General features: G+C 71.9%; 12 protein-coding genes, 1 tRNA gene and 1 pseudogene. 4 read left to right on the forward strand and 10 right to left on the reverse strand.

Features of this window, described 5'->3' with window-relative positions; translation table 11 throughout:
* From ABD056_RS15380 to ABD056_RS15395, 4 genes and pseudogenes are all read right to left on the reverse strand, one after another.
* Positions 1–271 (reverse strand): annotated as a pseudogene (locus tag ABD056_RS15380) (O-antigen ligase family protein); the annotation flags it as partial.
* Entirely contained in the window at positions 271–810 is a 540-nt protein-coding gene (locus ABD056_RS15385) for a polysaccharide biosynthesis/export family protein (protein ID WP_343868015.1), read from the reverse strand. The pseudogene ABD056_RS15380 and the gene ABD056_RS15385, both read right to left, overlap by 1 nt.
* The gene (locus ABD056_RS15390) at positions 810–2,099 is read right to left on the reverse strand and encodes an outer membrane beta-barrel protein (protein WP_343868017.1); all 1,290 of its coding nucleotides are present in this window, start codon (positions 2,097–2,099) and stop codon (positions 810–812) included. Before ABD056_RS15390 ends, ABD056_RS15385 begins: the two co-directional genes overlap by 1 nt.
* Complete coding sequence (locus tag ABD056_RS15395; protein WP_343868019.1) at positions 2,093–2,842, reverse strand: hypothetical protein; 750 nt, start codon at positions 2,840–2,842, stop codon at positions 2,093–2,095. The genes ABD056_RS15390 and ABD056_RS15395 overlap by 7 nt, the downstream gene beginning before the upstream one ends.
* A gap of 267 nt (positions 2,843–3,109) precedes the next feature.
* Between ABD056_RS15395 and ABD056_RS15400 the strand changes: the two genes are divergently transcribed.
* Positions 3,110–3,185 (forward strand) — tRNA-Thr (locus ABD056_RS15400).
* A gap of 12 nt (positions 3,186–3,197) precedes the next feature.
* Here ABD056_RS15400 and ABD056_RS15405 read toward each other — a convergent pair.
* A complete protein-coding gene (locus ABD056_RS15405) occupies positions 3,198–4,244 on the reverse strand; it encodes an amino acid ABC transporter substrate-binding protein (RefSeq protein WP_343868021.1) in 1,047 nt (348 codons plus the stop codon).
* Positions 4,245–4,273: 29 nt separating this feature from the next.
* Here ABD056_RS15405 and ABD056_RS15410 point away from each other — a divergent pair, with 29 nt between their 5' ends.
* Positions 4,274–5,680 carry a GGDEF domain-containing protein gene (locus ABD056_RS15410; RefSeq protein WP_343868023.1) on the forward strand — a complete coding sequence of 469 codons (1,407 nt, stop codon included), beginning with the start codon at positions 4,274–4,276 and terminating at the stop codon, positions 5,678–5,680.
* 84 nt (positions 5,681–5,764) lie between these two features.
* Here the strand turns inward: ABD056_RS15410 and ABD056_RS15415 are convergent, their stop codons facing one another.
* The 4 genes from ABD056_RS15415 to ABD056_RS15430 form a co-directional block, all read right to left on the reverse strand.
* Positions 5,765–6,139: a hypothetical protein gene (locus ABD056_RS15415; RefSeq protein WP_343868025.1), complete on the reverse strand. Its 375-nt coding sequence runs from the start codon at positions 6,137–6,139 to the stop codon at positions 5,765–5,767.
* Positions 6,136–6,318 carry a hypothetical protein gene (locus tag ABD056_RS15420; protein ID WP_343868027.1) on the reverse strand — a complete coding sequence of 61 codons (183 nt, stop codon included), beginning with the start codon at positions 6,316–6,318 and terminating at the stop codon, positions 6,136–6,138. The genes ABD056_RS15415 and ABD056_RS15420 overlap by 4 nt, the downstream gene beginning before the upstream one ends.
* A gap of 53 nt (positions 6,319–6,371) precedes the next feature.
* On the reverse strand, positions 6,372–8,054 hold the full coding sequence (locus ABD056_RS15425) for a methyl-accepting chemotaxis protein (RefSeq protein ID WP_343868029.1): 1,683 nt from the start codon (positions 8,052–8,054) through the stop codon (positions 6,372–6,374).
* Between the two features lie 324 nt (positions 8,055–8,378).
* A complete protein-coding gene (locus tag ABD056_RS15430; protein WP_343868031.1) occupies positions 8,379–9,020 on the reverse strand; it encodes a TetR/AcrR family transcriptional regulator in 642 nt (213 codons plus the stop codon).
* A 160-nt stretch (positions 9,021–9,180) separates the two neighbouring features.
* Between ABD056_RS15430 and ABD056_RS15435 the strand changes: the two genes are divergently transcribed.
* Together ABD056_RS15435 and nirK are read left to right on the forward strand one after the other, a co-directional pair.
* The gene (locus ABD056_RS15435) at positions 9,181–10,701 is read left to right on the forward strand and encodes a 4-hydroxyphenylacetate 3-hydroxylase family protein (protein ID WP_343868033.1); all 1,521 of its coding nucleotides are present in this window, start codon (positions 9,181–9,183) and stop codon (positions 10,699–10,701) included.
* A gap of 120 nt (positions 10,702–10,821) precedes the next feature.
* Positions 10,822–11,868 carry a copper-containing nitrite reductase gene (gene nirK, locus ABD056_RS15440; RefSeq protein ID WP_343868035.1) on the forward strand — a complete coding sequence of 349 codons (1,047 nt, stop codon included), beginning with the start codon at positions 10,822–10,824 and terminating at the stop codon, positions 11,866–11,868.
* Positions 11,869–11,984: 116 nt separating this feature from the next.
* Here nirK and ABD056_RS15445 read toward each other — a convergent pair whose 3' ends face one another.
* Positions 11,985–12,206, reverse strand: a complete 222-nt coding sequence (locus ABD056_RS15445; RefSeq protein ID WP_343868036.1) for a hypothetical protein — start codon at positions 12,204–12,206, stop codon at positions 11,985–11,987.
* Between the last annotated feature and the right edge of the window lie 316 nt (positions 12,207–12,522).

Below are 12,522 nucleotides of genomic sequence, written 5' to 3' on the forward strand. Positions count from 1 at the left end.
CCTCCGCCCACAGCTCCGGCCGCACCGCCGGCCAGGGGGAGACCGCCTGCACCGCCGCCCACGCCAGGGCGACAGCCCACAGCCCGACGGCGACCGGCGGCAGCGCCGCCGCCGTGCGTTCCCGCCCCACCGCCGTCAGCATCGCCTGCGCGGCCGCCAGCAGGGCGAAGGCCGCCGCCAGCCCCTGCCACGCCCACGGCCGATAGCTGCCGAGCGGCAGCGGCGCCAGCACCACCGCCGCAAGGCCGAGGCGGAGCAGCCAGCCTTCCATCAGAAGAACCGTTCGCCGATGCGCACCACGTCGCCCGGCAACACCACGTCGTCCTTGCCCACCCGCCGCGGCGGCGGAGCGGGCTCGCCGGGACGGGCGGCGGCGGTGATCTCCACGTCGTCCTCGTCGGCGCGGTAGGTGAAGCCGCCGGCCAGCGCCACCGCCGTCATCACCGTCATGCCGGCGGCATAGGGGTAGGAGCCGGGCGTCCGCACCTCGCCCAGAATGTAGAAGGGGCGGAAGTTGGTGACTTCGATGCTCACCCGTGGCGAGCGCAGGTAGCCGTCGGCCAGCAGGCCGGTCACCGCCACCTCCGCCTCCGGCAGGGTGAGGCCGCCCAGCCGCACCTCGCCCACCAGCGGCAGGGCCACCCGGCCGCTGCCGTCGACGGTGAAGCCGCCCGACAGGTCGTCCTCGCCGAACACCGTCACCCGCAGGGCATCCCCCGGCCCCAGGCGGTAAGCGGCCGGATCGGCCCGCGCCGGCAGGGCGAGAGCGACGAGGCACAGCGCCAGCAGGGCAAGAAGCGACCGCCGCATCAGAACCGCGCCGCCAGCCGCAGGGTGCCTTCGGTGGCGGTGTAGCTGTCGGCGGCGAAATCGGACTCGTACTGTTCCTGCCGCACCATCATCTCCAGCCGCAGCACCGGCCCGAGCCGCCAGCGCACGCCGCTGCCGAAGGCGAGCGAGGCGTCGTGGCGGTCCGGCCCGATGTAGTGGTTCCAGGTGGCCTCCGCCGTCGACAGCAGCACCAGGCTGCGCAGGGCCTCGTGCTCCACCTCCAGGGCGACGCGGCGGGCGATGACGGCGGTGACGCCGGGGCGGGTGGTCTCGGCGATTGCGGTCCCGACCACCAGTTGCGAGGTCACCAGCGGCGTCACCGCCAGCGTCAGGCCGCCGTTGACCGCCAGGGTGGACACCGGCGGCAGGCGCGGGTCGCTGCTGCTGCGGCGCAGGGGTCCAGCCTCGACGAACAGCCGCCAGCGCTCCGGCCGGCCGAGGGCGATGCCGGCCACCAGCTGCGCCGTGTCGCCGTCGCGGCGGTAGAGGAAGTCGTCCTCGGCACGGGCATAGTCGATGCGCCCGACGCTGCCGCGGAGGTAGAGCGACGACAGCTCCCCCGGCTGCCACGCCAGTTCCGCCCCCAGGGTGGCGGCGGTGCGGTCGCGGTCGCTGTTGTCGATGGCGGCCAGCATGGGCAGCCAAGCAATCCCCAGGCGCGGCACGTCGGAGAAGGTCAGGTGGCGGACGTCGGCGGTGACGGCGGCGCTGACGGTGCCGTGGCGGCTGCGCAGCGCCAGCCGGGCGTCGGTGGTGCCGACCGGCGTCGGCTCCGCCCCCTGGCCGGGAGCCAGCGGCGCCGTGCGCGCCTCCTGCCGCCGCTGCCAGCCGGCGCCCGCCGCCGCCACCGCCCGGCGGCCGATGCCGAGGGTGACGTCCGCCCGCGTGCCCGCCTGCCAGCCGTCGCCGACGAAGGCGGCCGGCCCCTGCCGCTCCGCCACGTCGCCGCGCACCACCGCCGCCCACGGTCCGGCCCGCACCTCGGCCCGCAGGTCGGCCTCGGCGCTGGTGATCCAGCCGTGGGCATTGGCGCCGGCGATATGGGCGAAGGTCTCGTCGCGGAAGCTGCGGCCGACGCCGGCATCGGGGTAGAGATGCACGAGGCCGAGGCGGATGCCCTGCGGCGCGTAGCCGCTGCGGGCCGCCTGCCGCGGCTCCAGCGGTTCGGTCGGGGCCGGCAGCGGCGGCGACTGCTGCGCCGCCGCCGGAGCCGCCGGCAGGGCGACCGTCACCAGCGCCAGAACCAGAAGGACGACCGCCGTCACCATGGGCTGGCGGTCTCGTCGGGGTCGGGCGGCATGGGGATGGGGATGTAGATGTCGACGGGCACCGGCTCCAGCACCACCTCTGGCGGCACCCCGACCAGCAGCGTCACCAGCTGTTCCGCCGTCAGGCCGAAGGCATCGGCCAGCGCCGTCACATCATCGGCGGACAGGAACGGCAGCAGGTCGCGCAGGGCCACCAGCCACAGGTCGGCCCGCGCCGGGTCGCTGAGCCAGCGGTCGATCATGGGCCACGGCAGCGCCTCCACCTCCACCGCCCCCGGCCGCGATCCGCCCCCTCCGGCCGCACCGGCGATCACGGACGCCGACAGCCGCCCGGCCGCCGCCAGCACGTCGCCCGTCTCCCGCCCCAGTACCGCCGCCGCCGCCCCGGCCAGCAGCAGGCGCAGCTCGTCGTCCTCGCCGCCCAGTTGCGCCACCAGCACGGCCGCTAGCCGCGCGGCCGCATCCTCGGGAAGCACCAGCAAGACGGCGCCCAGCAGTTCCGCCAGCTGGTGCGGCTGGTCCGGCAGCGCCCGCGCCGCCGCGCCCAGCAGCAGCACCGCCAGGGCCGGGTCGGGCTCCAGCGCCACCGCCGTCACCACCTGATCCATCACCGTTTCGGGCAGCAGATCGGCCGCGAACAGGGCATCCGGCGCCGCCGCCGCCCGTACCGGGCCGCCCGTCGCCAGCAGCAGCGCCACCGCCATGGCCGCCGCCCGCCCCCCGTTGCGCCATCCACCCCGCATCCCCGCCTGCTCCACCCGCCGGCCCGTCCCCCAGCGGTACCCGACGCGCGCCAAGGCTGCAATGAATGATCCACTCTCGCAGCGGCATCCGCGGAATCCGACGCCGCTGGCAACATCCTGCGATATTCGCTGCCGCTTCTACGCGCTGATAAGCTGCAGCGCCGAGCCACTGCCGCGCCACCCGCCGGCCCCCCGCCCGGCGCCCGAGTCGGTGCCTGCGGCTAAGCGGTTGCGGATTGCCCCCGCCGCCGCGTATATAGACGGCACGCCGGTATAGCTCAGCTGGTAGAGCACCTGATTTGTAATCAGGGGGTCGCGGGTTCGAACCCTGCTGCCGGCACCACCCGCCCCGCCCCTACCGCAGCGGCGGGGCGTAGAGCAGGCCGCCGTCGCGCCACAGGGTGTTCTCGCCGCGGTCGATGCCCAGCGGCGCCAGGTTGCGCTCGAAGATCTCGGCGTAGGAGCCGACCGTCGCCACCACCCGCCGCGCCCAGGCTCGGTCGAGGCCGAGGGAAGCCCCGAAGGCCGGGTCACCGCCCACCAGGCGCGACATCTCCAGGTCCGCCGCCGCCGCCCCTTCCGCCGGTGCCGGCGGCAGGCGGGCGCTGTGCAGACCGCGGGCCTCGGCGATCATCGGCACCAGCAGGGCCCACCGCACCACCGAAAACCACTGCGGATCGCCGGCGACGATCACCGCCCCCAGCGGCTCGCGCGAGATGGCGCCGGGCAGCAGCAGCCATTGCCCTTCATCCAGCGCCCGCCGGCTGCGCTGGGCGGCCAGTTCGCTGCGGTCGCCGGTGACGGCAAGGCAGCGGCGCTCGGCGAAGGAGGTGAACTTCTCCTCGCTGGATGACACCGGCACCACCAGGGCATCCGGGAACGGCGACAGGAAATCCCGCAGGTTGGCTTCCGAGGTGGTGCCGGTCTGGACGCAGATGGGCACCCGCGCGAGGTCGGTGAGCGTCGCCACACCGGCATCCCCCCACGCCATGAAGCCCTGGCCGTCGTAGTACGTCACCACCGGGAAGACGACGCCGAGGTCGGTATCGCGCGAGAAGGTCCAGGTGGTCATGCCGAAGGCGATGTCGATCTCGCCGGCCGTCACCGCCTCGAACTTGTGGCGGGTGTTGACGCGCAGGGTGCGAATGGCCTCGGGGTCGCCCAGCACCGCCGCCGCGACGGCGCGGCACATGTCGACGTCGAACCCGGCCGGCCGGCCGGTCTCGTCGATGCGGCTGAAGCCGGGGGTCTGGTCGATGCCGCACACCACCTCCCCCGCCGCCCGCACCCGGTCGAGCACCGAGGACGCCGCCGCCGGAGCCGGAGCCGCCGCCATCGCCGCCGCCGCAAGCCCGAGACCGAAGGCCGCGGCAACCGCCGGATGTTTGAAGGTTGAGAACATGTTTGCGCTGCCCCCCGATCCCATGGATCATGGCCCAGTCTAAGGGTGGGGCGGTTTACGACGCAATGGGCGCGGGTGGTCAGGCGGGCGGTCGGGGGCGGCGCAGCGTATTCCGCTACGTGGTGCTGCGGGCGACTGTCATTTTCCTTCTGGTGGTGCTGCTGGGCGGCGTCTCCGTCCTCGCCTTCTACAGCCAGATGCGGGACGAGCAGGAGTTTTCCACCAGCCAGCTGCCGATCCTGAACGCGGCGGCGCGGCTGTCGCGCAACGCCGCCACCCTCAGCAGCCTGTCCAGCCGCCAGCTTGCCGCCGGCACCCAGTCGGAACTGGCGACGCTGGCCGACCGCATCGAAGACCGCTCCCGCATGATGAGCGCCGACCTTGACCGCATGCGCGACCTCGGCCTTGCCGACGGCCGGCTGGAGCGGCTGCGGGCGGGCCACGCGGCGCTGGTGGACAACGCCCGCCAGCTCGACGCCCTGCTGCGGCAGACCCTGACGCTCGGCCGGCAGCAGGGCGGCGCGACGGCGGAGCTGACGACGCTGCTGCAGCGGCGGGCGCTGTTGCTGCAGCGGCAGGACGTGGTGGCCTCGGAGCTGGCGACGCTGCTGTCCGGCCTCACCCACGAGGCGGAGCGGCTGGTGGAGGCCTCGCGCGAGCGGGCGGCGGAACGGGCGCGCGGCATGGTGGCCATGCTGGTGGTGGTGACGGTGGCCTCGGCGGTGCTGCTGATCGGCCTCTATCACGGCCTGCGCCGCCGGCTGCTGGACCGCCTGCAGGTGCTGACCGACGCCCTGGAGGACTGGAAGGCCGGCGGGCAGCCGCGCATCCTCGCCAACGGCCCGGCGGACGAACTGGCGGCCCTGGCCGGGGCGCTGTCGGAACTGGTGGAGACGGTGGACCGCCGCACCGACGAACTGATCACCCAGGCCATCACCGACCCGCTCACCAGCCTGTACAACCGGCGCGGCTTCCAGGAACGGGCGGCAGCGGCGGTCATCCTGGCGGACCGCTACGACACCGTGCTGACGGTGCTGGCGGGGGACATCGACCACTTCAAGCGCATCAACGACACCCACGGCCACGGCGTCGGCGACCTGGTGCTGCGACGGGTGGCCCACCTGTGGCACGGCATGCTACGCGAGGTGGACATCAGCGGCCGGCTGGGCGGCGAGGAATTCTCCGCCGTCCTGCCGCACACCGCCGAGCAGGCGGCGCTGGTGGTGGCCGAGCGTATCCGCTGCGCCATCGCCGCCCTGGAGGTGGAGGTCGGGGACGGCCGCCGCATCCGCTGCACCATCAGCATCGGCGTGGCGCAGAGGGCCCCCGGCGAAGGCATCGACGCCCTGCTCGCCCGCGCCGACGCCGCCCTCTACCAGGCCAAGACCCTGGGCCGCAACCGGGTGGTCTGCGACCAGCCGAGCCGCGCCGCCTGACGGGGCGGCGGCACGGCGTCGGACCGTCCGGCCGCCCCTGCCCCGCCCCTGCCCCGCCACCGGCGGCGACAGGGGCGCCTTCGGTCAGCCGTGCGCCACCGCCTCGGGCGGCTGCCGCACCCCGGCGGCGGGGGGCAGCGCCAGCCGGGCCAGGGTGGTGGCGAGGTGCAGGTTCATCTGCGCCACCCGCGACAGCACCGGGTCGTCGGGCGCCGCCCCGTGGTGACGGGTCAGCACCTCCTGCACATAGGCGCTGTTGGCCTGGACCCGCGCATGCAGATCGCGCGGCAGGCCGAGGTCGTGGCCAGTCAGGGCGGCCAGCGACAGCCAGACGGCCCGGTTGATGGCCATGGCGCAGTCCATTTCCGCCGCCGTGCGGCTGGCTTCCAGCCAGCGCGCCGCGTCGAGCAGGGAGTTCGCCACCTCCAGCAGGTGGGGATGACCGGGCAGAAGCATCATCCCCTCCTCCCGTCGTCATGCTGGCGGCGCTGGTGCAGCCGGTTGCGGGTGTCCTCGCAGGTCCGGTGCAGGTCGTGGCAGGTCAGCCGGTCGGCCTGCAGCAGCAGCGCCAGGGCCGGGTCGGCGAGCAGGTCATGCAGCAGCGGCTCGCCGTCAAAGGTGGTTCGGTGCGACATCATGGTTCCCCCAGAACACAACACGGTGGCCCCCTCTCCCCAAGGCCGGGTGCCGGTCAGGCGGCGCGGATCTCCGACAGCACCGTCGACACCTGCAGGCGCAGGGTCTCCAGCTGCTCGGCCACGCCGTGGGCGGCGCTGAGCACCTGGGTGGCGGCGGCGCCGGTGCTGGCCGCCGCCTCGTCGACGGCGACGATGTTGCGGCTGACCTCGCCGGTGCCGGCGGAGGCATTGCGGATGTTGCCCGACACCTCGCGGATCATGGACGTCTGTTCCTCCATGGCGGCGGCGATGGTCTGGGCGGCCTCGCTCATGCGGTGGTTGAGTTCCGAGATGACCTTGATGGCCTGCACGGAATTGCGCGTCTCTTCCTGCACGGCGGCGATCTGCTGGCTGATTTCCTCGGTCGCCCGCGCCGTCTGGGTGGCGAGGGTCTTGACCTCGCTGGCGACGACGGCGAAGCCCTTGCCGGCCTCCCCGGCCCGCGCCGCCTCGATGGTGGCGTTCAGCGCGAGCAGGTTGGTCTGGGCGGCGATGTCGGAAATGAGCGTCACCACCTCGCCGATCTTCTCCGCCGCCGCCGACAGGTCGTTGACCAGGGCGTCGGCGCGTTCCGCCTCGGCGCAGGCCTTGTCGGCGACGGAACTGGTGATGTCGATCTGCTGGGCGATCTCGTTGACGGCGCCGGTCATCTGCTCCGCGGCGGCGGCGACGCCATCGACGCTGGCTGCCGTTTCGTTGGCGGCGGCGGCAACGGTGTCGGCCTGGCGCTTGGTTTCCTCCGCCGTGGCGGTCATGGCCGAGGCGGTGGCTTCCATTTCCGTGGCGGCGCTGGAGACGGCGCGCACGATCTCGCCGATGGCCTTCTCGAAGCGGTCGGCCAGGGCCAGCATCTCGGCCTTGCGGCGGGCGGCCTCCTCGTGGACGCGGCGTTCTTCCTCCGCCTCCAGGCGGCGGCGTTCGTGGGCGTTGTGCTGGAACACCAGCAGGGCGCGGGCCATGTCGCCGATCTCGTCGCGGCGTTCCAGGCGCGGCACCGCCACGTCGTCGTTGCCGTCGGCCAGGGCGGACATGACGCCGGTCATGGCGGTCAGCGGCCGGATGATGCCGCGCACCACCACGAACACCCCGGCGCCGATGGCGGCGATGAGCACGGCCAGCAGGCCACCGATGGTCATGGCCTTGGCCAGGAAGGCCTCGTTCACATGGCCGACGTAGACGCCGGTGCCGATGGTCCAGTCCCACGGCGTGAAGCGGGCGGCGTAGCTGATCTTGGGTTCCACCGCGCCGGAGTCGGGGCGCTTCCAGTCATAGGCGACGAAATCGCCGCCGCGGTCGGCCGCCGCCAGCAGGTCGCGGATGAAATAGCGGCCGTCGGCGCTGCGCATGTCCAGCAGGGCCTGGCCTTCCAGTTCCGCCGCGCCGCGCTGGGCGAGCGCCGTGCCGGCGCGGTCGAACACGAAGACATAGCCGTTGTCGTTGTAGTCGATGGCCCGGATCGCGGCGAGGGCGGAGGCACGGGCGGCCTCGGCGGGCATGTCGCCGCGGGCGGCGCGATCGTGGAAATCCTGGGCAATGGCCGTCGCCGACTCCACAAGGAAAGTGACGGTTTCCCGGTTATAGGCGAACGCATCCTCCCTGGCCCATACAAGAAGGGCAGATGTCGAGCCGACTATCCCAAGCATCAGGATAGCGACTATTCCCCAAATTTTGGCGGATATGCGCAGATTGTCGAGCATGCTTGTCCTCCAGGTCGTTTGTTTACTTTTTCCAGGAGACGGCACCGCTTTTCCTCACCTCCAACGGTAGACCGTCGGCGGTGAGCCCACAACAAATATGCGGCTATCCTGAAGCATGGTCGATCAACCGGCGGTTTGGGTACCGCAAAAGGTCTTCTTCTACCTCTTAAGAGCATAGCAACCGATTCGTAGATCGCTGAAAATACACGGGAAATCGCCGCCCCCGCCTTTCGACGGAGCGGTCGTAGAGCCCTTGGCCGCTGACCGGCGGGGTAGTGATCTATTTCCGTGGTCGAGGGGCGGTCTACGCGCTTCGATCGGGGGTCATATGCCGCAGGTGCGAAGGCGGTCCGCCACCGCATCGGCATGGGCCGCCATCAGCGCCCGCGCGTCGCAGCCGAACAGGCGGATGCGGCGGGTGTGCTGCAGCAGAAGCAGCCCGACGGCATGGCCGAACAGGTCGGCGGTGGCGGCCCGCGCCGCCTCGTCCCCCGCCCCCAGGGCGCGCGCGGCGGCGCCGATGGGGGCCAGCGTCGACTCCAGCCTGCGGTTGAGATCGCGGTTCAGGTCCGGCGACAGGCCCCGCGGCCGCATGCCGCCGCGGAACAGGTAGAAGCCGAGGTCCAGATCGCGCGGATGGGCGGCGTAGAAGTCGAAGAACCCCAGCGCCGCCGCCCGCAGCCGCGCCGCCGGATCCTCCGCCGCCGCCTGCCGCACCGCCGAGTCGACAGCCGACGCCAGACGGTCGAGCGAGTCCTGCAGCAGCGCCCCGTACACCGCTTCCTTGCTGTCGAAGTGGAAGTAGAGCGCCCCGGCGGCATACCCGGCCTCGCGGGCGATGGCGCGCATGCTGGCGCCGTCCAGGCCGTCGCGCTCGAACACCCGGCGGGCGGCATCCAGGATCAGGCCGCGCTTGTGGTCGGCGACGGCCTGCTGGCGCTGGCTGCGGGCGGCGGGATCGGTCATGCGGCTCTCCTGACGGCCGGAACGGCGACGGGCGGGGCGGGACAGGTCGGGGCGGGCCGGTGCGGGCATCGCGTTGACGCCCGGCGGCGGCGGATGATAGCGTCGGCCGAGGAATTGAACACCGTTCAAAAACAATATCACCGTCCGGGAGGCTCCTGCCATGCTGATGTCCGCCGCCGACTACCGCGAGTCCCTGCGCCAGTACCGCCCGCGCGTCTTCGTCGACGGCCGCCGCATCGACAGCGTGGCGGACGAGCCGGCGCTGGCGCCGGGCATCAATGCCGTCGGGGTGACCTATGACTTCGCCCTGCGGCCGGAACACGCGGTGCTGATGACCGCCCGCCAGGGCACGTCGGGCAAGACGGTCAACCGCATGCTGCACATCAACGAAACCTCTACCGACCTGCTCTACAAGCTGGAGGCGGTGCGGCTGCTGTGCCGCGAGTCGGGCTGCGCCCAGCGCTACCTCACCCACGATGCGCTGAACGCCATCTTCCAGGCGACCAGGCGCGCCGACGATGCCGACGGCGGCGACCGCCACCAGCGCTTCCTCGCCTATCTGCACGACGTGCAGGACCGCGACCTGACGCTCGGCGTCGCCATGACCGATGCCAAGGGCGACCGCGCCCTGCGCCCCGGCGCCCAGGCCAATCCCGACGTCTATGTCCACATCACGGAGCGGCGGCCGGACGGCATCGTCATCCGCGGCACCAAGGCCATCGTCACCGGCGCCCCCTACATGCACGAGTTCCTCGTCATGCCCTGCCGCACCATGACGGCCGAGGACGCCGCCTTCGCCGTCTGCTGCGCCGTGCCGGTGGATGCCGAGGGAGTGACCATCGTCGCCCGCCCGGCCGGCCGCCCCGGCGAGGCGGCGGCCAAGTTTTCCGCCACCTACGGCCAGTCCACCGGCGTGGTGCTGTTCGACGACGTGTTCGTGCCGTGGGACCGGGTGTTCCTGGCCGGCGAGCACGCGGAGGCGGGCTTCCTCACCACCTCCTACGCCACCCACCACCGCCATTCCTGCATCGGCGCCCGCGCCGGCTTCGGCGACCTGCTGATCGGCGCCGGCCTGATGATGATCGAGGCAAACGGGCTCGACCCCGACCGCCACGGCCACATCCGCGATGCCATGGTGGACCTGATCAAGATCGTCGAGGGCTTCTTCGCCTGCGGCGTCGCCGCCTCGGTCTACGGCATGAAGGACCCCGCCGGCTCCATCATGCCCGACACGGTGTTCGCCAACGTCGGCAAGCTGCTGCTGGCGACGCAGATCTACGACATGCACCGCCTCGCCCATTACGTCTCCGGCGGCCTCATCGTCGCCCTGCCGGGGCCGGAGGAGGACCACAACCCGGAAACCCGCGCCTCCCTCTCCGCCGTGCTGGCCGGCCGCCCCGACATCCCGGCGGAGCGGCGGCTGGAGGTGGCGCGGCTGATGGAGGATCTCACCGCCTCCGGCCAGGGCGGCTGGTATTCGCTCATCTCCCTGCACGGCGGCGGCTCGCCCGAGGCCATGAAGCGGGAGATCTGGCGCAATTACCCGCTGGCCGACCGCACCGAGGTGGTGGAGCGCCTGCTTGATCGCGGCGTCCTGGCCGAGGGCGCCGGCCGCGTCTCCAGCCAGCCGGGGCGGTGCTGCGTCACCGGCTGCCAGGTGCCGGAGCCGGCGGGGCGGTGAGACTTCGATACTTTCGGCCGGGCCGCGCAATGACCTTGACCAAAGTAAAGGCTTTGGTATCGGGCCGCTGGTACTGTCCCGTCATCGGCCATGAAGGCCCTGATGACGGGACACCGGATCATGAAAACGCTCAGCTTCGCCGCCGCCACTGCCACCGCCGCCCTGCTCGCCTTCGCCGGCGCCGCCCTGGCGGGCACCGACACCGCCGCCACGCCGCCCGCCGCCGCGCCGGTGGTGGACATCATCCGCAGCGCCACCGACCTGCCGGGGCCGCTGGCCCGCCGCGCGCCGGAGCATGTGAAGGTCGACCTCACCACCACCGAGGTCACCGGCACCCTCGACGACGGCACCACCTACCGCTACTGGACCTTCAACGACAAGGTGCCCGGCCCCTTCATCCGGGTGCGGGAAGGCGACACGGTGGAAATCGCCCTCACCAACCATGACGACAGCGCCATGGCCCACAACATCGACCTGCACTCCGTCACCGGCCCGCACGGCGGCGGCAGCGCCACCATGGCCCTGCCCGGCGAGCACAAGTCCTTCACCTTCAAGGCGCTGAAGCCGGGCCTTTACGTCTACCACTGCGCCACGCCGATGGTGTCGCAGCACATCGCCAACGGCATGTACGGCATGATCCTGGTGGAGCCGGAAGCCGGCCTGACGCCGGTGGACCGCGAGTTCTACGTCATGCAGGGCGAGATCTACACGGAAGAAGCCCACGGCACCAAGGGCGAGCTGACCGAAAGCTGGCAGAAGCTGATGGATGAACTGCCGGAATACTACGTCTTCAACGGCGCCGCCTCGGCCCTGACCGGCGACAACGCGCTGACCGCGAAGACCGGCGAGACCATCCGCATCTTCTTCGGCGTCGGCGGCCCCAACAAGACCTCGTCCTTCCACGTCATCGGCGAGATCTTCGACAAGGTCTACAACCTGGCCGCCCTGAACGACCAGCCGCTGACCGACGTGCAGACCATCCTGGTGCCGCCGGGCGGGGCTGCGGTGGTGGAGTTCGCGGTGGAGGTTCCGGGCCCCTACGTGCTGGTGGACCACGCCCTCAGCCGGGCTGAGCGCGGCCTCAAGGGCATCCTGCAGGTGGAGGGGCCGGAGCGGCCGGACATCTTCCACGCCCACGAAACCCGCGACACCGCCGCCGCGCACTGAGCCCCTCCCCTCCGTGACGTCGCCGCAGCAGACGGAGCCGCGCCCCAACCGGGTGCGGCTCCTTGCCGTTTGCGGCGGCGGCAAAGGCGGCGAGGCCGGCAGGCTGGCGGGAGCCGTCAGACGGGGTGCAGCTCGATCAGCGGCCGCATGGCGCCGACGGCGCGGGCGATGACGCGGCTGCGCGTCACCTCGTCCAGTTCCGGCAGGAACTCGCCGGCGAAGGCACCGGCGCCGGCCCGAGCCTCGGTCATGTTGCGCGGCTCGTACCGCATCACTTCGCTGCTGACTTTGGTTGCCAGCCGCTCGATGTCCGCTGCCGTGAGAAGCAGGTTCTTCATGGCTGGTTGCCCTCCTTCGGCCCACGCTGCCACACGGGTGTTATTCATTATTTTCTACCGAAACGGAAGACCCATACGACTTCCGTCGGTATCAAATATAATCTTTTTCATGCTCCGTGCACAGCCTATGGGCGTATCACATCGGCCCCGCCGGCGCCCCCGCGCAGAATGGTTACGCCGCCGGTATGATGTCGACACTGTCGCGGAACCGTCTGCGAAACATCATGAAACGGTCATCCCGCTGACGCCGGCCATGGCTACCCTGCGACACGCAGCGGTGCAGGACGGCGGCGGATGTTCGCGCTGACGGTCCGGG

It is taken from the genome of Caenispirillum bisanense, assembly GCF_039523075.1.
Taxonomy (GTDB): domain Bacteria; phylum Pseudomonadota; class Alphaproteobacteria; order Rhodospirillales; family Rhodospirillaceae; genus Caenispirillum; species Caenispirillum bisanense.

Excerpts from the sequence above, each read along its gene's own strand:
- ABD056_RS15430 (WP_343868031.1), bottom strand. The coding sequence starts at position 9,020 with ATGACCGATCCCGCCGCCCGCAGCCAGCGCCAGCAGGCCGTCGCCGAC.
- ABD056_RS15425 (WP_343868029.1), bottom strand. The coding sequence starts at position 8,054 with ATGCTCGACAATCTGCGCATATCCGCCAAAATTTGGGGAATAGTCGCT.
- ABD056_RS15435 (WP_343868033.1), top strand. The coding sequence starts at position 9,181 with ATGCTGATGTCCGCCGCCGACTACCGCGAGTCCCTGCGCCAGTACCGC.
- ABD056_RS15415 (WP_343868025.1), bottom strand. The coding sequence starts at position 6,139 with ATGATGCTTCTGCCCGGTCATCCCCACCTGCTGGAGGTGGCGAACTCC.
- ABD056_RS15410 (WP_343868023.1), top strand. The coding sequence starts at position 4,274 with ATGGCCCAGTCTAAGGGTGGGGCGGTTTACGACGCAATGGGCGCGGGT.
- ABD056_RS15395 (WP_343868019.1), bottom strand. The coding sequence starts at position 2,842 with ATGCGGGGTGGATGGCGCAACGGGGGGCGGGCGGCGGCCATGGCGGTG.
- ABD056_RS15385 (WP_343868015.1), bottom strand. The coding sequence starts at position 810 with ATGCGGCGGTCGCTTCTTGCCCTGCTGGCGCTGTGCCTCGTCGCTCTC.
- ABD056_RS15420 (WP_343868027.1), bottom strand. The coding sequence starts at position 6,318 with ATGATGTCGCACCGAACCACCTTTGACGGCGAGCCGCTGCTGCATGAC.
- ABD056_RS15445 (WP_343868036.1), bottom strand. The coding sequence starts at position 12,206 with ATGAAGAACCTGCTTCTCACGGCAGCGGACATCGAGCGGCTGGCAACC.
- ABD056_RS15390 (WP_343868017.1), bottom strand. The coding sequence starts at position 2,099 with ATGGTGACGGCGGTCGTCCTTCTGGTTCTGGCGCTGGTGACGGTCGCC.
- ABD056_RS15405 (WP_343868021.1), bottom strand. The coding sequence starts at position 4,244 with ATGTTCTCAACCTTCAAACATCCGGCGGTTGCCGCGGCCTTCGGTCTC.
- nirK (WP_343868035.1), top strand. The coding sequence starts at position 10,822 with ATGAAAACGCTCAGCTTCGCCGCCGCCACTGCCACCGCCGCCCTGCTC.